At 68.9% G+C, this 21,000-nt stretch carries 19 protein-coding genes and 1 pseudogene; 5 read left to right on the forward strand and 15 right to left on the reverse strand.

The annotated features are described in order from the left end of the window. The 6 genes from IFT89_RS16435 to IFT89_RS16460 form a co-directional block, all read right to left on the reverse strand. A partial coding sequence (locus IFT89_RS16435; RefSeq protein WP_202939485.1) for a hypothetical protein occupies window positions 1–1,592 on the reverse strand: 1,592 nt, incomplete at its 3' end. Between the two features lie 41 nt (window positions 1,593–1,633). Then, window positions 1,634–2,887 carry a multiple monosaccharide ABC transporter permease gene (gene mmsB, locus IFT89_RS16440; RefSeq protein WP_085512640.1) on the reverse strand — a complete coding sequence of 418 codons (1,254 nt, stop codon included), beginning with the start codon at window positions 2,885–2,887 and terminating at the stop codon, window positions 1,634–1,636. A gap of 32 nt (window positions 2,888–2,919) precedes the next feature. Continuing rightward, a complete protein-coding gene (gene mmsA / locus IFT89_RS16445; RefSeq protein ID WP_064295024.1) occupies window positions 2,920–4,428 on the reverse strand; it encodes a multiple monosaccharide ABC transporter ATP-binding protein in 1,509 nt (502 codons plus the stop codon). Window positions 4,429–4,565: 137 nt separating this feature from the next. Continuing rightward, window positions 4,566–5,678 carry a multiple monosaccharide ABC transporter substrate-binding protein gene (chvE, locus tag IFT89_RS16450; protein ID WP_079706775.1) on the reverse strand — a complete coding sequence of 371 codons (1,113 nt, stop codon included), beginning with the start codon at window positions 5,676–5,678 and terminating at the stop codon, window positions 4,566–4,568. A gap of 107 nt (window positions 5,679–5,785) precedes the next feature. After that, on the reverse strand, window positions 5,786–5,926 hold the full coding sequence (locus IFT89_RS16455; protein ID WP_158596666.1) for a hypothetical protein: 141 nt from the start codon (window positions 5,924–5,926) through the stop codon (window positions 5,786–5,788). 265 nt (window positions 5,927–6,191) lie between these two features. Then, window positions 6,192–7,211 (reverse strand): serine hydrolase domain-containing protein, encoded by a 1,020-nt coding sequence (locus IFT89_RS16460; RefSeq protein ID WP_085512643.1) that lies wholly within the window; start codon window positions 7,209–7,211, stop codon window positions 6,192–6,194. Window positions 7,212–7,345: 134 nt separating this feature from the next. Here IFT89_RS16460 and IFT89_RS16465 point away from each other — a divergent pair, with 134 nt between their 5' ends. Further along, window positions 7,346–8,365 carry a LacI family DNA-binding transcriptional regulator gene (locus IFT89_RS16465; protein ID WP_064294998.1) on the forward strand — a complete coding sequence of 340 codons (1,020 nt, stop codon included), beginning with the start codon at window positions 7,346–7,348 and terminating at the stop codon, window positions 8,363–8,365. 223 nt (window positions 8,366–8,588) lie between these two features. Here the strand turns inward: IFT89_RS16465 and IFT89_RS16470 are convergent, their stop codons facing one another. Then, a complete protein-coding gene (locus IFT89_RS16470) occupies window positions 8,589–9,785 on the reverse strand; it encodes an ROK family protein (protein ID WP_274500437.1) in 1,197 nt (398 codons plus the stop codon). 90 nt (window positions 9,786–9,875) lie between these two features. On the opposite strand from IFT89_RS16470, the gene IFT89_RS16475 reads away from it, so the two are divergent. Next, entirely contained in the window at window positions 9,876–10,313 is a 438-nt protein-coding gene (locus IFT89_RS16475; RefSeq protein ID WP_202939486.1) for a GNAT family N-acetyltransferase, read from the forward strand. A gap of 134 nt (window positions 10,314–10,447) precedes the next feature. On the opposite strand, the gene IFT89_RS16480 is transcribed toward IFT89_RS16475, so the two are convergent. Further along, window positions 10,448–11,059, reverse strand: a complete 612-nt coding sequence (locus IFT89_RS16480) for a hypothetical protein (protein ID WP_079706772.1) — start codon at window positions 11,057–11,059, stop codon at window positions 10,448–10,450. A gap of 132 nt (window positions 11,060–11,191) precedes the next feature. Between IFT89_RS16480 and IFT89_RS16485 the strand changes: the two genes are divergently transcribed. Beyond that, entirely contained in the window at window positions 11,192–11,695 is a 504-nt protein-coding gene (locus tag IFT89_RS16485; protein ID WP_202939487.1) for a metallophosphoesterase family protein, read from the forward strand. 32 nt (window positions 11,696–11,727) lie between these two features. On the opposite strand, the gene IFT89_RS16490 is transcribed toward IFT89_RS16485, so the two are convergent. From IFT89_RS16490 to IFT89_RS16520, 7 genes are all read right to left on the reverse strand, one after another. Continuing rightward, entirely contained in the window at window positions 11,728–12,861 is a 1,134-nt protein-coding gene (locus tag IFT89_RS16490) for a Gfo/Idh/MocA family protein (protein WP_202939488.1), read from the reverse strand. A 5-nt stretch (window positions 12,862–12,866) separates the two neighbouring features. After that, window positions 12,867–13,562 carry a ThuA domain-containing protein gene (locus IFT89_RS16495; protein ID WP_064295003.1) on the reverse strand — a complete coding sequence of 232 codons (696 nt, stop codon included), beginning with the start codon at window positions 13,560–13,562 and terminating at the stop codon, window positions 12,867–12,869. Between the two features lie 49 nt (window positions 13,563–13,611). After that, on the reverse strand, window positions 13,612–14,565 hold the full coding sequence (locus IFT89_RS16500; RefSeq protein ID WP_079706768.1) for a carbohydrate ABC transporter permease: 954 nt from the start codon (window positions 14,563–14,565) through the stop codon (window positions 13,612–13,614). Then, window positions 14,565–15,491 carry a carbohydrate ABC transporter permease gene (locus tag IFT89_RS16505; protein ID WP_071258845.1) on the reverse strand — a complete coding sequence of 309 codons (927 nt, stop codon included), beginning with the start codon at window positions 15,489–15,491 and terminating at the stop codon, window positions 14,565–14,567. The genes IFT89_RS16500 and IFT89_RS16505 overlap by 1 nt, the downstream gene beginning before the upstream one ends. 7 nt (window positions 15,492–15,498) lie before the next feature. After that, window positions 15,499–16,809, reverse strand: a complete 1,311-nt coding sequence (locus IFT89_RS16510; protein ID WP_202939489.1) for an extracellular solute-binding protein — start codon at window positions 16,807–16,809, stop codon at window positions 15,499–15,501. Window positions 16,810–16,859: 50 nt separating this feature from the next. After that, a complete protein-coding gene (locus IFT89_RS16515) occupies window positions 16,860–18,050 on the reverse strand; it encodes a Gfo/Idh/MocA family protein (protein WP_244650774.1) in 1,191 nt (396 codons plus the stop codon). A 218-nt stretch (window positions 18,051–18,268) separates the two neighbouring features. Then, window positions 18,269–19,315: a LacI family DNA-binding transcriptional regulator gene (locus tag IFT89_RS16520; RefSeq protein ID WP_202939490.1), complete on the reverse strand. Its 1,047-nt coding sequence runs from the start codon at window positions 19,313–19,315 to the stop codon at window positions 18,269–18,271. A gap of 187 nt (window positions 19,316–19,502) precedes the next feature. On the opposite strand from IFT89_RS16520, the gene xylA reads away from it, so the two are divergent. Together xylA and IFT89_RS20405 are read left to right on the forward strand one after the other, a co-directional pair. Continuing rightward, a complete protein-coding gene (gene xylA / locus IFT89_RS16525; RefSeq protein ID WP_202939491.1) occupies window positions 19,503–20,693 on the forward strand; it encodes a xylose isomerase in 1,191 nt (396 codons plus the stop codon). A 129-nt stretch (window positions 20,694–20,822) separates the two neighbouring features. After that, a pseudogene (locus tag IFT89_RS20405) lies at window positions 20,823–21,000 on the forward strand (xylulose kinase); the annotation flags it as partial.

Consider the following 21,000-nt stretch of genomic DNA (forward strand, 5'->3'; position numbering starts at 1 on the left):
CACTGCAGCCGGAGAGGGTCAGTACTGCGGCCGGACGCCGCGAGCGAACGGATCAGTGCGCACCGCTCAGCCCGCCGACGTCCGTCCTCGGAGCCGGGGGCGCCCGCCCGACCGAACGGTTCGGCGAGCAGCACGGCGCGCGCCCCCGTGTCCGCGATGATCCGGAGCGACTCGGTGAACTGGTCGGCGTCCGGCCCGCGGTGCACGCCGGGGAGTGCGGCGACCAGGCCGCTCGGCACGGTGGTCGCCCGGTAGTCGCGGCGCGGGTCGGCCACACCGAGCCTGACCATCCTCGTGAGGGCGTCCGGGGAGACGCTCGACGGCACCCCGCCGAGGAAGGAGAGGTCGAAGCGGATCGGGTGCTCCGTCGTGTACAGCACCCCCGCGGCGCGCGCCAGGTCCGTCGTCGAGACGTCGACCACCGCACCGTCGAGCGCTACCGAACCACGGGTCCGTGCGCCGTACGACCGACCGAAGACGCTCAGCAGCACCTCCCCTGCACCGGAGTCCGGCGGACCGAACAGCCCGAGCACCTCCCCCGGCGCACAGGCGAAGGACAGGTCGTCGACGACGATCCGTTCAGGGTCCGCCGGGTGGCTCGCGGTCCAGTGTTCGACGGTGAGGCCGGCAGCCGTCACCGATGACGCGACCACCGCGGCACCGTCCGACGTCGATGATCCGCCGGCAACCGGATGGAACGCGTCGACGCCGCCCAGCCCGGCGGCCAAGGCTTCGAGCACCTCGCGTTCACCCTCGTCGGGAGTCAGCCGGATCGAGGGCGACGGGGCACCGCCGACGGCGAGCACATTCGCCGTCGATGCGACCCGCGCGAGCCCGGTGACGGCCCCGGTCGCGAGCAGGATGCCGGGTGCAGGGGCAGCGGTTCGAGGAGCTCGGGCCACCTCGACCATCGCCTGCCGCCAGCGCTCGACCTCGTCCGCTCGAAGGGCGGGGCCGCTGTCGTCGATCACGATGAGCGACGCCTCAGCGGCGACCGCCCGGGCCAGCTCCACGAGCCGACGCTCCACGACCGACAGGGCACCGGCGGAGTCCGCGGGTGACCGGTCGAGCCCGACGATACTCAGGGCACGGTGGATCCGCGCGGCATCGCTCTGCCCCACGGACGACCGGTCGCCGGAGGGTCCTCGGAGGAGCCGCATGACCGTCTCCCGCAGGCCCGCCGCACGCTCGGACCCGAGCAGGACGTTCTCACCGATGGTCTGCGACCAGCTGATGGCCTGCCCGGCCGTGACGACGGCCACCCCGGAGGCGCTCGACGCGGCCCGGGACGACAGCCGCGCCGGCCTGCCGTCGACGAGCACCGTCTCGGAGCCGGACGCCCTGGCCGCGCCGCGCGGTCCGGTGGACGTCCCGGACAACCGCGCGATCAGGTGCCGGAGCGTGGAGACCGGGCCGAGCACGGCGTGCACCGTGCCGACGGGCACCTCGAGCAGCGGCGTGCCGTCCCGCAGGATCGCGAGCGCCGGCGGGACCGACGAGGACTCGCGCTCAGCGGTCGCCTCGCCACCACGCACGGAGGCGAGGGCACCGGCCAGGTCGCCGGTGCTCTCGCCTCCGTGGTGGATGTCCATGCGTCGGATCGATCCGGGTTCCGCTGTCGCGGACCTCGGGATCAGCGTCCGCCGCTGCGGCGCTTGTTGTAGACGTCGAACGCGACGGCCAGCAGCAGCACGAGGCCCTTGACGGCCTGCTGCCACTCGATGCCGAGGCCGATGATCGACATACCGTTGTTCAGCACACCGATGATGAGACCACCGATGATCGCGCCGCCGATGGTACCGACGCCACCCTGCACCGCGGCTCCACCGATGAAGGCCGCGGAGATCGCCTCGAGCTCGAAGCCGTCACCGGCCTTCGGACCGGCGAGGTTCAGGCGGGCCGTGAAGATGAGGCCCGCGAGCGCCGCGAGGAAGCCCATGTTGACGAACAGGAAGAAGTCGACCTTGCGGGTCTTGATGCCGGACAGCTCCGCGGCGTGACGGTTGCCACCGATCGCGTAGATGTGGCGGCCGAAGACCGAGCGGTTCATGACGATGCCGTAGACGAGCACGAGGACGGCCAGCACGATGAGCGTGACCGGGATGCCCTTGTACGCGGCGAGGGCGTACACGAAGAAGCCGATGCCCGCGATGATGAGGACGAGCTTGGCGACGAACCACGGGAACGGCTCGGTGTCCTGGCCGTACTTCTGACGGCCGAGGCGCGTGCGGACCTGCTGCACGACGAGGCCGACGACGGCGATGACGCCGATCCCGAGCGTGAGCGGGTCGATCGGGAAGTCACCGAACACGTCGTTCAGGAAGCCGTTGCCGAGCGCGCGGTACTCCGCCGGGAAGGAACCGATGTTGGCGTTGCCGAGCACCACGAGCGCGAGGCCGCGGAAGATGAGCATGCCGGCCAGCGTCACGATGAACGCCGGGATCCCGACGTAGGCGATCCAGAAGCCCTGCCAGACACCGACGAGCGCGCCGATGGCGAGCGACAGGATGATCGCGATCCACCACGGCATCTGCATCTGCACGGCGAACACACCGGACACCGCACCGACGAAGGCCGCGACGGAACCGACCGACAGGTCGATGTGGCCGGCGATGATGACCATCACCATGCCGATCGCGAGGACGAGGATGTACCCGTTCTGCACGATCAGGTTGGAGATGTTCTGCGGCCGCAGCAGGATGCCGTCGGTGATGACGGCGAAGAACACGACGACGAGCAGGAGGGCGATGAAGATGCCGTTCTTGCCGAGGTCGCTGAGGATGTGGGTCAGCCAGCTCGTGAAGCGGTTGGTGGCCGGGTTGACGAGGCCGCCGGCGGCGGTGCCGTCGCCTGCCGGGACGGTGGGTTTGGTGTCCAGATCGGACATTGCGGTTCTCCTTCGATCCGTCCGCGCCCGCGTCAGCGGGGCTTCTCCATGGTCATGAGTTTGAGGAGCGCTTCGGGGTTCGCTTCCTCGATCGGCAGTTCGCCGGTGATGCGGCCCTCACTGAGGGCGTAGATGCGGTCGCAGATGCCGATGAGCTCGGGGAGCTCGGAGGAGATGACGATGACGCCCTTCCCCTCGGCGGCGAGGCGGTTGATGATCGTGTAGATCTCGTACTTCGCACCGACGTCGATGCCACGGGTGGGCTCATCGAGGATGAGGACGTCGGGGTCGGAGTAGATCCACTTCGAGAGGACGACCTTCTGCTGGTTGCCGCCCGAGAGCTTCCCGGTCTTCGCGAGCACGTTCGGAGCCTTGATGTTCATGCTCTTCCGGTACTCCTCGGCGACCTTGTACTCCTCGTTGTCGTTGACGAGTCCGCCGCGTTCGAGCTTCTTCAGCGAGGCCATCGAGATGTTCCGCTTGATGTCCTCGATGAGGTTGAGGCCGTAGTACTTGCGGTCCTCGGTGGCGTACGCGAGGCCGTTGTCGATCGCCTCCGACACCGTGCGGGTGCGGATCTCGGTGCCGTTCTTGAAGACCTTGCCGCTGATGCGGCTGCCGTACGACTGTCCGAACAGGCTCATCGCGAACTCGGTGCGCCCGGCGCCCATGAGGCCGGCGATGCCGACGATCTCACCGGCGCGGACGTTGAGGTTGACGGCGTCCACCATCACGCGGGTCGGGTCCTGCGGGTGGTGGGCGGTCCAGTCCTCGACGCGCAGGATCTCCTCGCCGATGTTCGGCGTGTGGTCCGGGTAGCGGTGCTCGAGGTCGCGGCCGACCATGTCCTTGATGATGCGCTCTTCGGTGACGTCGTTCTTCACGATCGTCTCGATGGTCTTGCCGTCGCGGATGACCGTGACGGTGTCGGCGACCTTTTTGATCTCGTTGAGCTTGTGGCTGATGATGATCGACGTGATGCCCTGCTCCTTGAGGTGCAGGATCAGGTCGAGCAGGTGGTCGGAGTCCTCGTCGTTCAGCGCGGCGGTCGGCTCGTCGAGGATGAGGAGCTTCACGCGCTTCGAGAGGGCCTTCGCGATCTCGACGAGCTGCTGCTTGCCGACGCCGATCTCGAGGATCTTGGTCGTCGGGTTCTCCCGCAGGCCGACCCGGGCGAGCAGTGCTGCCGCCTCCTGGTTGGTGCGGTTCCAGTCGATGAGGCCGAGCGGCCCCTTCAGCTCGTTGTTGAGGAAGATGTTCTCCGCGATGGAGAGGTAGGGGCTGAGGGCCAGCTCCTGGTGGATGATGACGATGCCCTTGGACTCCGAGTCGCGGATGTCCTTGAACTCCATCGTCTCGCCCTCGAAGACGATGTCGCCCTCGTAGGTGCCGAACGGGTAGACGCCGGACAACACCTTCATGAGCGTCGACTTGCCGGCGCCGTTCTCACCGCAGATGGCGTGCACGGTACCGCGCTGCACATCGAGCGTGACGTTCGAGAGGGCCTTGACGCCGGGGAAGGTCTTGATGATGTTGCGCATCTCGAGGATGCTCGTGGTCTCGCCTGACACCGTGTCTCCTTACAGGTGATCGTCGTTGAACCGGGCCCTCCGACAGGCTCAGGGATCGGAAGTGATTCCGTTCCCTGAGCCTGTCGAAAGGGGTGTTGCAGGACTGACTAGCCCTTGATCTCGTCTTCGGTCCAGTAACCGGAGTCCACGAGGACCTCCTGGATGTTGTCCTTGACGACGATCTGCGACTCGAGGAGGAAGGACGGGACGACCTTCTTGCCGTTGTCGTAGTCCTCGGTGTTGTTGACCTCGGGCTTCTCACCGTTCAGCACGGCGACGGCCATCTTGACGGCTTCGCTCGCCAGCTGGCGGGTGTCCTTGAAGATGGTCGCGTACTGCTCGCCGGACTCGATGGCCTTGACCGAGTCGAGCTCGGCGTCCTGGCCGGAGATGACGGGCCAGCCGTCGCCCACCGAGTAGCCGGCGTCGGTCAGCGCCGAGATGATGCCTCGCGAGATGCCGTCGTAGGGCGACAGGACCGCGTTGACCTTGCTGCCGTCGGAGTAGGTCGACGTGAGGATGTTCTCCATACGCTTCTGCGCGGTCTCACCGTCCCAACGGAGCGTTGCAGCCTGCTCGAAGGAGGTCTGGCCACTGGCGACCTTGAGGGTGCCCGCGTCGATGAACGGCTTCAGGGTGTCCTGAGCGCCGTCCCAGAAGAACGTGGCGTTGTTGTCGTCGGGCGAGCCGGCGAACATCTCGATGTTGAACGGACCGGCGGGTGCGCCCTCGGTGGGCTTGCCCTCGAGGTCGACGAGGCCGAGGCCGTTGAGGACCGAGTTGGCCTGCTGCACGCCGACCTTGTAGTTGTCGAACGATGCGTAGTAGTCGACGTTCTCGCTGTCGCGGATCAGGCGGTCGTAGGCGATGACGGGGATGTCGCCGTCCTTGGCCTCCTGCAGCACGCTCGTGAGCGTGGTGCCGTCGATCGAGGCGATGATCAGGACGGATGCGCCCTTGGTGATCATGTTCTCGATCTGCGAGACCTGGGTGGGGATGTCGTCCTCGGCGTACTGCAGGTCGACCTTGAAGCCCTCCTTCTCCAGCTGCTCCTTGACGGCGTTGCCGTCCTGGATCCAGCGCTCGGAGCTCTTGGTGGGCATCGCGACGCCGACGAGCTTGCCGTCGCCTTCGCCGCCGCCCGATCCGCCGCTTGCGCCGCCGGAGCAGCCGGCGAGCGACACGACCATCGTGCCTGCGGCCAGCGTGGCGAGGAGCATTCTCTTCTTCACTGTGTGGTTCCTTCCCTAGGGAGTTGCTTGGACGTCATTGTCATGCGCAGGTCTGTCGGCTTCGATGTGTCCAGCTCATCGAGGCCGCTCGTCGGCTACGTGGCGTTCGCGGGTGCGGGTGCGGACGCCTCGTCGTGGTGCCGGCGAGGGTGCAGGGAGAGGTGGCCGGCGGAGAGCCGGGCCGAGAGGGAGCTGTGGTCGGATCGATCGGTGCCGTGGATCGGGAGGCGGCTCATCGCCGACCTGCTCGCTCCATTGCGCTTCGTTCCCACGTCGACTTCCTCGTCACTCCGAATGTGACCGTTCACATTGTGTGTCACACGATAGCCCCAGACCTCCACCTGATGTCAAGTCGGGATGGGTCTCATTTTCATAACCGGCGACTGTCGGGGCATGGTCGCGCTCTCAGTGGGCCCGTGCGGGCAGGCCCCAGGGGCGCAGCTACGCCTCGATCGGCGTGCCCGGAACCCGGGGAGGTGCCCGGCCGATCCCAGTGGACGCCTAGAGTTCGGCGTCGATCGCGCGGATGACGTCCCACGCACCGTCCTCGGAGTTCGACAGCACGACGACGTCGATGGCGTCCGCGGCGGTCGGGCCGAAGTAGGTGCGGACGATGCCGCTCGCGCCGGGGTTGACACCGTCGAGGTACATCGATCGCACCTGGCCGTCCTCGTCGACGTCGAACTCGAAGCCGAAGCCGTAGGAGATCTCCTCGTCGACCTCGATCTGCGGGGAGGTGAACTCCTCGGTCAGCTCGGCGGTGAGGATCTTCGCATCGCGGGCGGCGCGCAGGAAGGTGATGAGGTCGGCCGCGGTGGACTGTGCACCGGCGTCCGGGCCGCCGAGCGGCGGGAAGGCGTCGGCGTTCGAGTGCCAGACGCCGTCGTCGTCGACGTCGCCGCCCTCGGCCAGGCCGGGCTCGCCCGTCCGGCGGTCGACGAAGCCCGAGTGGTCCATGCCGAGGAGCGCGAAGACCTGCTGCTCGATGAGCTGGCGGTAGGGCAACCCCGTCACGCCCTCGAGCGCGAGCCCGAGCAGCACGTAGCCCGCGTTGACGTAGTTCGCCTCTTCGCCAGGGGCCGCAAGCGGCTCCTTGTCGGCGAAGAGCGGCAGGAGGTCGGCGGTCTCGCGGATCGACGAGGCCGGGCGCTCGGCCCAGAGGTCGTCGTAGCTCTCGCCGGCGGTCTCGTCGGCGTCGTCGGCGATGCCGGAGGTGTGGGTGAGGAGGTGGAGCAGCTGGACGTCGCGGCGGATGGTGGTGCCGTCGAGGTCGACGTACTCGTGGATCGACTCGTCGAGGTCGATGTGTCCGGCGTCGACCTGCTGGAGCACGGCGGCGGCGGTGAAGAGCTTCGTGATGGACGCCGTGTCGAAGCGGGTGTCAAGCGTGATGGGCTCGTCGCGCTCCCGCGAGGCGAGGCCTCGGGCGGCTTCGAAGAGCGTCTCGTCACCGCGCTTGACGAGCACGACGCCCGAGAAGTCGGTGGCTTCGATGACGCGGGCGACGCTTTCGGTATCCATCCCCCAACGGTACCGTCGCGGACCCCTCCGTGGCTCCACGCACCCCGGGGGACCCGATCCGTCGGGGGCCCGAGGCGTGTGCATAATGGGTGCAGCACGAAATGTGACCGTGCACATCGAGGTCCGAGGAATCCGTGAGCGACGACGCCGAACGGGGGCGAGCCCCCAATATCCGTGATGTCGCGCGCCTGGCCGGGGTCTCCCACCAGACGGTCTCACGAGTGCTCAACAACCACCCGAGCATCCGCGACTCCACCCGCGACCGGGTCCTCGCCGTCATGGACGAGGTCAACTACCGTCCGAACCGGGCGGCCAGGGCACTCGTGACGAGTCGGTCGCGGACCATCGGGGTGCTCGCGAGCCAGCGGTCGCAGTACGGTCCGGCGAGCATGATCCAGGCGATCGAGAACGCGAGCAAGGACGCCGGATACCTCGTCAGCACGGCGAACCTGCCCGACGTCTCCGACGCGTCGATCGTCGCTGCCGTCGAGCATCTGCTCGCGCAGTCGGTGGACGGCATCGTGGTCATCGCGCCGCAGGTCCGGGTGTTCCGGGCGATCGAGGAGCTGCAGGTGCGGGTGCCGTTCATCGCGGTGCAGTCCGGCGGCGACCTCGACGACCACTCGATCGGCGTCGACCAGGTCGCCGGTGGACGATTGGCGACGCGGCACCTCATCGAGCTCGGGCATCGGAACATCTACCACCTCGCCGGCCCGCAGGACTGGATCGAGGCGGAGGCGCGCATGCACGGGTTCCTCGCCGAGATGAGCGCGCAGGACGTGCCGACGACCGCGCCGATCCTCGGTGACTGGACCGCCGACTTCGGGTATCGCGCCGGGATCGAACTCATGCGGGTGCGCGACTTCACGGCGATCTTCTCGTCGAACGACCAGATGGCGCTCGGCCTCATCCACGCGATCCGCGACGAGGGGTACGACGTGCCCCGGGACGTGTCGATCGTGGGGTTCGACGACATCCCGGAAGCACCGCACTTCTGGCCGCCGCTCACGACGGTGCGGCAGGACTTCGACGAGCTGGGGCGTCGTTGTGTCGCGCGATTGCTCGGCAACCTCGAGGTCGACGCCGTCGGGTACCGCGGAACGATCGAGCCGGAACTGATCGTGCGGAAGTCGACGGGTCGCCCGGCCTTCTGACCCCTCGTGGTCGTGTGTGGTGGTGGCGCCAGCGCGGTGCGCTGACGTGAGCGCGGGTCACACGCGTGAGCGCTACCCTCCGGCGACCCGCGCCGACGTCCATGAGCCGCGCCCACGCCGATTCGGGCGATCTCGCGTCAGCGAACCGCGCCGACGCCGGGTGTCCGCGTCTCACGTCAGCGCACCGCGCTGGCCACCAGGCCGACAGCACCCAGGGCGACGATCACCAGGCGGCGGGGTCCGCGATGAGTCGATCGAAGGCGAGTTCCGCGGCACCGATGAGCAGGAGGTCCTGGCCGAGTGCCGCACGCACGATCGCGACGTCCTCGAACGGCGGGACGAGCGCCCGCTCACGGACCGCGTCGTGCAACTCCTCCGATGCCAGTTCGAGCACGATCCCGAGATGCCCACCGAGGACGACGAGTTCGGGGTCGAGGATGTTCACCGTCCCGGCGAGCGCTCGCCCGAGCGTCCTGGCCTGCCGGACGACCTCCTCCCGCATCGCCCCAACCGGATCGGCAGCGATGCCCTCGGCGAGCGCCGCTTCGAGGACCGCGTCGTCCCCGGCGGTGAGGCCGGCGACGTGCAGCAGCTCACTGCGCCGGACGGCGTCTTCGAGCGCGTTGCCGGCGGCCGTCGCCGAGGTGTGACCGAACTCCCCCGCGTACCCGCGCGCACCACCGACGGGTCGACCACCGGCGATGATGCCACCACCGATACCGCTCGCGCCACCGTTCAGGTAGACGAGGTCGTCGATGCCGCGGCCCGCCCCGAAGGTCCGCTCCGCCCGAGCGCCGAGACTCGCGTCGTTGGCAGCGAACACCGCACGACCGGTCGCGGCACGCAGCCGTTCGACCAAGGGCTCGTCCACCCACCCGAGGTGCGGTGCGAGCCGGACGACGCCGTCGGCGTCCCGGACGAGACCGGGGATCGCGAGCCCGATCCCGCCGCCACCGCGCGCTTCGTCGGGCAGGCGGTCGGCGAGTTCCTCGACCAACTCCGCGATGATCGCCGTCGCCTCGGCCGCCGTCGGTGTCGTGTCGACCTCGCGACGCACGCGCTCGAGGACCTCGCCGCCGAGTCGCACGGCCGCCACCGTGATCGCGTCGAGTTCCGGGTTCGCCGCGAAGGCCACGGCTCGCGGGCCGGCTGAAACGAGTGGCGACGGCCGGCCGACACCCTGTCCGCCGACCGGGACCGACTCCGTGACGATGCCGATCGAGGCGAGTTCCGTGACGAGCGCGGCGACCGTGGACCGGTTGAGGCCGGTCGTCCTCGTGAGCGCCGACCGCGACTGCACCCCGCCCTGGTGCACGAGCTCGACGATCCGCCCGAGGTTGCGACGGCGCACCGAGTCGAGTCCGCTCCCCATGCCGGATCCGCCCGCCGGACCCGCCCCGACCGCTGTCGACTCGCTCACACGCACACCCTCTGCTCGATCCCTCCAGTGTTCCCTATCCGGGCACGCGCAGGTTCACCCGCCGTCAGCCGTGGATGGTTGACTGGACGGATGCCCGCCGCCTGGACACTCCGCCCCGCCACCATCGACGACTCGACCTGGATGGCCGAGCTACGCGCCGTCGTCATGCGGCCCGACCTCGAGCGCCTCGGTCGCTACGACGAGACCCGCGTGCGCCAGCGCTTCCTCGACGGATATCGCCCGGAGCACACCTCGGTCATCGAGGTCGACGGCGTCACGGCCGGGCTGGTCGCCCTCCGCCCGGAAGCCGGCGAGCGGTGGGTGGAGCACTTCTATCTGGCGCCCGAGCACCAGGGCGCGGGCCTCGGCACCGCAGTGCTCGCGCGGCTCCTGTCCGATGACGGTGATCCGCGCCCGTTCCGTCTCAACGTGCTGCAGGGCAGCCCGGCCCGCCGCCTTTACGAGCGCCACGGCTTCACGCTCGAACGCGAAGACGAGGTCGACGTCTGGATGGTCCGCCGAGCCTGAACACCCAGCGGCACGGCAACAGGAGATCGGCACCGCAGCAGGACGTCCGGGTGAGGAACGTCCTGCCACCGCGCGGATCTCCTGCCGCGACGCCGACACGGGCTACATGGTGAGCTGCGCGACCCCGGAGCAGCTCACGCGGGCTGGCGGACCGTGGTGACGATGTCGACGAGGTGCGGGTCGGCCGGCGCGGAGCCGAAGCCGAAGCGCACGGGCGGGTCGAGTCTGGCGAGGGTGCCGAGGTCCGCACCGGACCAGCTCGCGGTGGCGGCGGTGATGCGGCGAGCGCCGGTCACGCCGTAGTACTCGCGTCGACCGTTGCCGGCGGAGCCCGCCGTCCGGGCGCCGGGTTGGAGCACGCGGGCGAGGGGGTCGATGGTCTGCAGCCAGACAGGGTTCACGGCCACGGGTTTGGGGACGACCCGCAGCGCCCGGCCGAGCGGCGAGCTCCCGCCGATGCGGAGGGTCGTGTCGAGCGGACCGCCCACGAAGCGGAGCCCGGTCGGCAGGCGCGTCCAGCCGACGGTGCCGATCTCGACGTCGTCGAAGGTGTACGTGGTGGAGATGAAGTCGGCGATCTCCTGCGTCGGCGCGAGCAGCAGGCGTTTGCCGCGGGAGTCCTCGATCATCGCGTCGGCAAAGGAGCCGAACGGCGAGGTGGACCAGAGCCCGAGGACGATGCGGACGCCGCCCGTGGTGCCGTAGCCGGCGATCCTCCCGGAGAAACGAAGGTCGGTTGCGGGCATGGGATCACCCTAGTCGCCCCTCCTGCAGGAGCGTCCGTGAACGGCGGTCCGCGGCCCGGTCGCCGAGCAGGTCGACGGGCGCGGGAGCACCACCCGGTTGACGAGGTCGGCGCGATCCGCTTCCGTGGGAACATGCCGACCTCGCTGCTCCTCCTCGCCGACACCCACCTGCCGAAGCGGGCGAAGGTTCTGCCGGACGCGGTCTGGGCTGCCGTCGACGCAGCGGACGTCGTCGTCCACGCGGGTGACTGGGTCGACGAGGCGACCCTCGACGCCCTCGAGGCCCGGGCCGCCCGCCTGGTCGGTGTCTTCGGCAACAACGACGGCCCCGGACTCCGCGCGCGTCTCCCCGAGGTCGCGCGTTTCGAGGTCGACGGGCTGCGGTTCACCGTCATCCATGAGACGGGGGCGGCGACCGGTCGCGAGCGACGGGCCGACGAGGCCTTCCCCGACACCGACGTCCTCGTCTTCGGACACAGCCACATCCCGTGGGACTCGGTCTCGCCAGCTGGTCTGCGCCTGCTCAACCCTGGCTCGCCGACGGACCGCCGTCGTCAACCGGAGTGCACGATGATGACCGCGCGGGTCACCGACAGCACCCTCACCGACGTCCTCCTCATCCCGGTCGCCCGCTAACCCTCCCCCTGCCCGCGAACTGTCACTCGGCGCTAGTCCGAGCGGCTGGAACTGTGCCGGAGTGACAGTTCGCGGGCCACGGGCGCCGGGCGGGGGACGGTGCTCGTCAGCTCCACGACGCGGTGCTCACGACCGGCGACGATGATCGCCTCCATGATCTCCAACACGTGGAACGCGAGGTCGCCCGAGGCCCGATGCGGTCGGTCCTGCTCGATCGCCTCGGCCAGGTCCGACAGGCCCACCCCGCGCCCGGCGTCGACGAAGCCGGCGCTGTCGGGGACGGCACGCCAGGTGCGGTCGTCGGCCGTCGCGATCTCCACCGGGTCCGAGAACCGGTTCGGGTCGGGCACGGCGACCGTCCCGCCCGTCCCGTAGACCTCGAAGAGCGGCACGCGGCTCGCCCACACCTCGAACGAGACCGTCACGGTCGAGACCACCCCGTTCGCGTGCTCGAGGATCGCGGTGACGTGCGTGTCGACCTCCTCATGCACCGGGATCGGCGTCCCGGCCAGCGCCCCCGTCGCCACCGACCGCTCACGATCCGATCGCGCGACCGCCCCCGACACCCGTACGACGGGACCGAAGAACGACACGAGGCTCGTCAGGTAGTACGGGCCCATGTCGAGGAGCGGCCCGCCTCCCGGCTGGTAGTAGAACGCGGGGGCCGGGTGCCACAGCTCGTGTCCCGGGGCGCTCCAGGCGACGGCTGCGGCGATCGGCCGACCGATGGCGCCGCTGTCGAGCACGGCGAGCGCCGTCTGGACGCCCGACCCGAGGACGGTGTCCGGTGCGCTGCCGACGCGGAGGCCCTTCGCTGCCGCGAGCTCGAGCACCGGTCGCGCCTCGGCGGTCGACAGGGCCAGGGGCTTCTCCCCGTAGACGTGCTTGCCGGCCTCGAGGGCTCGGAGCGCGACCTCGGCGTGCGCGGCCGGGATAGTGAGGTTCAGGACGACGTCGACCTCGGGGTCGGCGAGCAGCTCGTCGACGCTCGACGACCGCACGCCCTGTTCGGCGGCGACCTCCGCAGCGCGGGCGAGGTCGAGGTCCGCGACGACGACGAGCTCGAGGTTCGGCAGTTTCGGGAACTCGGCGAAGTACTGCTTCGAGATGTTGCCGACGCCGATGACACCGACCCGGAGGACGGATCCTCCTGCGGTCTCGGACACTCCGTTCAGCGTGCTGCCCACAGCAGGCCCCTTTCGATGATGGTGCGGACGTTCGGGTCTTCCACGATCTCGATGCGGTGGCCGGGAGCGGACACGAAGATCCTGCCCTTCCCCCACTGCCGCGTCCAGATGGCGGGTGCCGTGACGGGACGGTTCCACGCGTCCCACGGCCGCACCTCCTGCGTCGTCGTCGCGAGGACGTCGTTGTACTCGTCGCTCAGCACCCAGTACTGCTCGGTGACGAGGTCGAAGTCCTCGATCCCCTCCGTGATGGGGTGCGTCCGGCCGTACTCGGTGATGTGGACGGTGTAGGGGATGTAGTTGTCGGACTGCTCCCCTGTCCGCTCGGCCGGGTCCTTGCCGGCGTGGTGCGCGAACTGGCCACCGATCATGTGGAGGTAGTCGGCGTTGTTGCGGTACGAGTCCGCGATCCCGCCGTGCCAACCGGCCATGCCCGTCCCGTTCAGGACGGCGCGTTGCAGGCCGGCGAACTCCTCCGGCTCGATGGTGTTCATCGTGTTGATCTGCACGATGAGGTCGACCGTGTCGAGGTAGTCGGTGTCCGTGTAGACGGTGGTCCCGTCCTCGACGCGCACGGTGAACCCGTTCGCCTCCAGGAAGGGGATGAAGGCCGCGGTCGTCTCGACGGGCATGTGCCCGTCCCAGCCGCCTCGCACCACGAGCGCCTGCTTGTCAGTCATGTGTTCCTCTCAGGGGATGGTTCGGTCATTGGTCGGCTCGAGATCAGCACTACTTGCTGAAGCCGGCGGTCATGCCACTGATCAACTGGCGTCGGCCGAACAGGTACAGGATGAAGATCGGCAGGGTCGACAACACCACGGCGGCGAGCACGGCCGGCACGTTCACGCTGAACGAGCCTTGGAACGTCCACAGCGACAACGGCAGCACCCGGTTGCTCGGCGACTGTGTGAGCACGAGTGGGAACAGGAACCCGTTCCACACGTTGAGCGCGTTGTAGAGCGCGACGGTGACGATCGCCGGTCGGGCGAGCGGGAGGACGAGCGAGACGAGGGTCCGCCAGCTCGACGCCCCGTCGACGGTCATCGACTCGAACAGCTCCTTGGGGATGTCGCGGATGAAGTTCGACAGGATGAGCACGGTGACGGGCACCGCGAAGCCGATCGACGGCAGGATCAGCGCCAGGAGGGTGTCGTAGAGTCCCGCCTTGCTGAGCATGTAGAACAGCGGGATGATCGTCGCCTGCAGCGGGATCGCGAGGCCGAGCAGGAAGAACGAGAACGCTCCCCGTGTGAACCGGGAGTTGGTGCGCACGATCGCGTACGACGCCATGAGGCAGACGAACACGGTGACGGCGACGCTCGCGACGGTGATGATGACGCTGTTGCCGAGGTAGAGGAAGAAGTCGCTCTGCAGCACGAGGGCGTAACCGTCGAGGGTCGGGTCGGTGGGTGGGATGAGCTGGTTGCTCGAGAAGAACCCGGCCTGCGGGCGCACGCTCGTGATGACGATGTAGTAGATCGGCAGCACGATGATGAGCAGCCAGATCCAGGCGCCGATCCCGCCGAGGATGTTCGGCTTGCGGCGGGCACCGCGGGGGCGCTTGCCTCGCGTCTCGTGCTCGCCGGGGCGTCCGCGCTTGGACCCGGCGGTCGAGACGCTGACCGTGTCGAGGCTTCCCGTCGGGAGCGCGCCGGGCTTCGTGAGTGGGTTCGTCGCTGACATCAGAGGCCCTCCTGCTGACTGTCCATCTTGGCGAAGCCGCTCAGCTTGGTGAGCAGCAGGGCGATGGCGAGACCGATGACGGCCAGGATGATCGCCATGACGCTCGCCTGCCCGAACTGGCTCGCGGAGAAGCCCGTCACGTACATGAGGATCGGGAGGATGCGGGTGCCGGCGCTCGGAACACCGCCGGTGAGCACGAAGATCACGTCGAAGTAGGTGAGCGAACCGATGATCATGAGCGTGGACGACGTCACGAGCGTGTACCGCAGCTGCGGGAGCGTGATGTGGAAGAACTGCTTGACCGTCCCGGCCCCGTCGATCTCGGCCGCCTCGTAGAGGGACGCCGGGATCTGCCGCACGCCACCCTGGAACAGGAGCGTGTGGAAGGGCACGAACTGCCACGCGATGATGAAGATCACGACGAAGAGCACGAGCTGCTGGTTGCCGAGCCAGTCCTGCTTGAGGAACGGGATGCCGAGCGACGCCGACAGGCCGAAGTTCGGGTCGAGGATCGCCTTGAACGCGATGGCCGTCGCAGCCGACGACAGCAGGAGCGGCAGGAAGAAGATCGCGCCGAGGACGGCCCGGTTGCGCTGCTTACCGGCGGTCCAGGTCCCGAGCAGCAGGCTGATCGGGGTCTGGACGATCCAGGAGATCACGATGACCTTGAGAGTCAGGACGAGGGCGTCGATCGCGACCGGGTCGACGAGGACCGAGGCCCAGTTGTCGAGGCCGACCCACGCGGGGTCGGTGATCGCGTCCCAGCGGGTGAAGCTCAGGTACAGGGCGACGATGAGCGGGATGATCGCGAAGACGAGGAAGAAGCCCAGCGCCGGCGCGACCATCCAGCCACTGGGGCCGGTGCGGCGGCGCATCGCTGCCGCACCGGCCCCTCGGGCCCCGTTCAATGGACGGGTGACGGTCATCGGGAGATCACTGTCCGATCGTCTTGTTCATGTTGTCGGAGAACTCCTGCGGGGTGATCTGCAGGTTGAACAGCTGGTCGAGGTTCGTCAGCAGCGCGGTCGCCTGTGCGGGCGGGAGCGCCTGGTCCCACGACATCTGGAAGTTCTTGGCGTTCTTCGTGAGGTCGTAGACGGTCGTGCCGAAGTCGCCGCCGGCGTCCGCGATCTGGTCGTCGATACCCGTGATCGGCGGCACCTGACCGGCCTCGACCATGCGGTCGATGTAGCCCTTGTCGAAGACGCCCTCGGTGAGGTACTTCAGCGCGCTGGCCTGCTGCTCCTTCGTCGCCGAGGCGGAGATCGAGAAGTATCCGGACGGGTTGCCGACGATGTTCGACGGGTCGCCCTTGCCACCGGTGACGGCGGGGAAGGTCGTGTAGCCGAGCCCCTTCTCGGCGAACTCGGCCGCCTGCTGCTTGAAGGTCGTCATGACCCAGGCGCCCTGGAGCATCATCGCGGCCTTGCCCGTGTAGAGCAGGGCGACGTCGGCGTTGCTGTCGGCGGTGACCGAGGCGTAGCCGTCGACGAACGCGCCGGCCTTCACGAGCTCCTGGATCTTCTCGTTCGCCTCGATGATGCCGGGGTCGCTCCACGCGTCGGCTTCACCGGCCATGATCTTGTTGAAGGCCTCGGGGCCGGCGACGCGGTCGACGAGGTACTCCTCCCACATGAGCGACGGCCACTTGGAGGCACCGGCGAGTGAGAACGGGGCCACGCCTGCGGCTTTGAGCTTGGGGATGGCGTCGATGATCTCGTCGAAGTTCGTCGGGACCTCGACCCCGGCGGCCTTCAGGACGTCCTTGTTGTAGTAGAACATGATCGGCGTGGTGGCGTTCATCGGCACCGCGTAGACCTTGTCGTCGATGACGCCCTGGTTCCAGACGGACTCGAGGAATTTACCCTTGGCGTCCGCGGTCTCCGAGGTGATGTCGGCGACCTTGCCGGCGTCCACGTAGGAGTTCAGGGTGCCGCCCGCCCAGCTGTAGATGATGGTCGGGGCGCTGCCCGCGCCGACGGCCGTGCGGATCTTGGTCTTGTAGGCGTCGTTCTGGAAGTAGGTCGCGGCGACCTGGCCGTCGGCGTTGGCGCCGTTCCACTCCTTGAGCGACGGGCCGAGGACGGTGTCCTCGTCGGTGCCGGTGAGGCCCCAGAGGGTGGCGCTGCCACTCGGGGCGCCACCGCCGCTGGAGCAGGCGGTCGCGCCGAGCATGAGGGCCGAGACGCCGAGGGCGACTGCGGCCAGTCGGGTCCGACGGCGGGATGAAGTACGAAGCGTCATTGCGTTCTCTCCTTGGTGGGTGCTGCTGCTGATGGTGCGATGTGGTCGGGTCAGTCGGTGGGTGTCCAGGCGCTGCCGTTCGCGGCGCTCGACTCGACGGCGCGCAGGACCCGCTGGACCTGCAGGCCTTCGGCGAAGGACGGTTCGGGATCGGTGCCGCCGATGATGGCCTGGACGAGGTCCCGCACCTGGTGCGAGAACGGGTGCTCGTAGCCGATGCCGTGGCCGGTCGGCCACCAGGCGGCCATGTACGGGTGCTCCGGCTCGGTGACGACGATGCGCGTGAAGCCCTGCTTGCCGGCGGGAGCGGTGGCGTCGTACACCTCGAGCTCGTTCATCCGCTCGAGGTCGAAGGCGATGGCTCCGCGGGAGCCGCTCAGCTCGATGCGGAGCGCGTTCTTCCGGCCGGTCGCGTAGCGGGTGGCTTCGAAGGCGCCGATGGCGCCGTCCGCGAGTCCGCCCGTGAGCTTCGCGGTGAACCAGGCGGCGTCGTCGACGGTGACCGCGCCGCGCTCATCGGAGGCGGTCCCGCTCAGGCCGACGGTCTCGCCGAGGAGCGGTCGCTCGGTGACGAAGGTGGCGAGCGTCCCGCTGACGGTGTCGAGTCGGGCACCGGTCAGGTGCTGTACGAGGTCGATGGCGTGCGCGCCGATGTCGCCGAGCGAGCCGGAACCGGCCTGGTCCTTGTCGAGGCGCCAGGTCATCGGCCCCTCGGCGTCACTCAGCCAGTCCTGGAGGTAGAGCGCGCGGATCTGGCGGACGTCCCCGAGCGCGCCCTCCGCGATGAGCTGACGGGCATACCCGATGGCGGGCACGCGACGGTAGCTGAAGCCGACCATGGAGCGGACGCCGCGGGCCCTCGCCGCCTCGGCTGCGGCGACCATCAGCTCCGCCTCCTCGACGCTGTTGGCGAGCGGCTTCTCGCAGAGGACGTGCTTGCCGGCTTCGAGGGCGGCGATCGCGATCTCGACGTGCGAGGAGCCGGGCGTGCAGACGTCGACGATGTCGATGGACGGGTCGGCGATGACGCTCCGCCAGTCCGTCGAGGCCGACTCCCAGCCGAACTTCACGCGGGCCGCCTCGAGTGCCTCGGCGTTGCGGCCGACGATCGTCGCCATGACCGGTTCCGCGTCGAGGTCGAAGAATCGCGGTGCGGTGCGCCAGGCCTGCGAGTGTGCGGCTCCCATGAAGCCGTATCCGATCATCGCGACCCGGAGTTCCGGCCGTCCGCTTCCCGCCATGTGCAATGCTCCCGAGCTGCTCGCGCAGCTGCGGCCCCGGGGTTCCGGATCGCTTCGCTGCGGTGCCCTGAAGCTAGCCCCGCCGCCTGTCTCCCCGCAACTTCCCTCTCCCGCATTGGAAACTTTTCGCACGCGCCCGCACCCCCACCCCTGCCCGCGAACTGTCACTCCGACACAGTCCCGCGCGCCGGGACTAGCGGCGAGTGACAGTTCGCGGGCTACGGGGTGGGCGGGGCTGCGGTCGAACCCCGGACGACGAGGGAGGTGGCGAGGTCGAGGCGGATGTTGTCGACCGTCTCGGACCGGAGCTTCAGCACCAGGCGGGTCGCCTCCTCGGCCATCTCGATGAGCGGCTGCCGGATGGTCGTGAGGGCCGGGCCGACCCACTTGGCCGGCGGGACGTCGTCGTACCCGACGACCGACAGCTGCTCCGGGATCGAGATCCCGAGCGAGCGCGCCGCCTCGTAGACGCCGAACGCCTGCATGTCGTTGCCGGCGAAGATCGCAGTCGGTCGGTCCTCGAGCTGCAGCAGTTCGAGCGCCAGGACGCGTCCGGCCTCCGGGATGAACTCACCGCGCCGCAGGATGGTCTCGTCGAGCGGGATCCCGGCCTCCTCGAGCGCGGACCGGTAGCCCGAGACCCGCGCCCGCGAACACATGAGGTCCTGCGGACCCGAGATCAGCCCGATCCTGCGGTGTCCGAGCTCGATGAGGTGGCGCGTCGCGGCCATCCCGCCGGACCAGTTCGTGGAGCCGATGGCGGCGACCTCCGGGCCAGGGTCCCCCGCCGGGTCGACCACGACGACCGGGATGTTGCGCGTGTGGAGCTGGCGCCGGTACGCCGGCTCGATGTCCGAGAACACGAGGATGACCCCGACCGGCTTCCGCGAGATGATGCTCTCGACCCAACCCTCGCCGGTCGACCGCCGGGCGCCCGTCTCGGTGAGGGTGACGCTCATGCCGTGCTGACGCGCGACCTTCTCGACACCGCGGATGATCTCGAGCGACCAGGAGCTGTCGATGTACTCGAAGACGAGCTCGATGAGCGAACCTTGCGCAAGCTCGGCACCGCGGCGACTGTAGCCGTGGCGGTCCAGGAGTCGCTCGACGATCTCCCGGGTGTCCGGCGACACCCCCGGTCGCCCGTTGAGCACCTTCGAGGCGGTCGACACCGACACGGAGGCCTCCCTGGCGATGCGCGACAGGGTCGCGCGCCCGCCACCGGCACCGGGTCCAGCGGTCTGCGCCGCGGGGTCGTCGCTCATCCGAGTCCTCCGATCCCGCTCCGTCGGGCCGGACGGCCGTCTCTGCAGCGAGAAGTTCTGCCCATGCTAACGAAATATTTCGCGACACTCGACCGGTGACGCGCGGCCGACGATCTGCTAGTCTCGACCATAAGTTGTGGTTAACAACAAATCATTCGCTCACCAACGACGTTGAAGGACTGCACGCATGAGCCTCACCCCCACCAAAGCCGATCGGTTCTCCTTCGGCCTCTGGACGATCGGCTACAACGGGACCGACCCGTTCGGTGGCCCCACCCGCCCCGACCTCGACGTGGTCGAGGCCGTCACCCGCTTGAACGAGCTCGGCGCCTACGGCCTCACCTTCCACGACGACGACCTCTTCGCCTTCGGTTCGACCGACGCCGAACGCCAGAAGCAGATCGACCGTCTCAAGCAGGCGCTCGCCGACACCGGCGTCATCGTGCCGATGGTGACCACCAACCTGTTCAGCGCGCCCGTCTTCAAGGACGGCGGTTTCACCTCGAACGACCGCGCCGTCCGCCGCTTCGCCCTCCGCAAGGTGCTCCGCAACCTCGACCTCGCCGCCGAACTCGGCGCCAAGACCTTCGTCATGTGGGGCGGCCGCGAGGGCGCCGAGTACGACTCCGCGAAGGACGTGCAGGCGGCCCTCGAGCGCTACCGCGAGGCCGTCAACCTCCTCGGCGACTACGTCACCGACAAGGGCTACGACATCCGCTTCGCGATCGAGCCGAAGCCCAACGAGCCCCGCGGCGACATCCTGCTCCCGACGCTCGGCCACGCGATGGCGTTCATCGAGACCCTCGAGCGCCCGGAGCTCGTCGGCATCAACCCCGAGGTCGGCCACGAGCAGATGGCGGGCCTCAACTTCACCGCCGGCATCGCCCAGGCGCTCTACCAGGGCAAGCTCTACCACATCGACCTCAACGGCCAGCGGGGCATCAAGTACGACCAGGACCTCGTCTTCGGTCACGGCGACCTGCAGAACGCGTTCTCGCTCGTCGACCTCCTCGAGCACGGTGGCGTGAACGGCGGCCCCGCGTACGACGGCCCGCGTCACTTCGACTACAAGCCGAGCCGCACCGAGGACATCACGGGCGTGTGGGACTCCGCAGCCGCCAACATGCGCATGTACCTGCTGCTCAAGGAGCGCGCCGAGGCGTTCCGCGCCGACCCCGAGGTGCAGGAGGCGCTGGCCGCCGCCCGCGTGCCCGAGCTGCGCGAGCCGACGCTCAACCCCGGCGAGACCGTCGAGCAGTTGCTCGCCGACCGCTCGTCGTACGAGGACTTCGACGCCGACGCCTACTTCGGCGGCAAGGGCTTCGGGTTCGTCCGCCTGCAGCAGCTGGCGGTCGACCACCTCATGGGTGCGCGCTAACCGACACCTGCGAACCTGGCGTTCCGTCTCCTGATCCGAGAGGATCGGGGGCGGAACGCCGTTCCGCGTTCCACCCCACAGCAGACCCGGCGGTCATCCGACCGCCCACCACCGAGAACAGGGAGAGCGATGACGCTCGTCGCCGGCATCGATTCGTCCACCCAGAGCTGCAAGGTCGTCATCCGCGACGCCGAGACCGGAGCGCTCGTCCGCGAAGGACGCGCGGCGCACCCCGCCGGCACCGAGGTCGACCCGGCCGCGTGGTGGCAGGCGTTGCAGGAGGCGGCCGCCGCCGCCGGCGGGTTGG

This window comes from Plantibacter sp. CFBP 13570 (assembly GCF_014841395.1).
Classification (GTDB): domain Bacteria; phylum Actinomycetota; class Actinomycetes; order Actinomycetales; family Microbacteriaceae; genus Plantibacter; species Plantibacter auratus.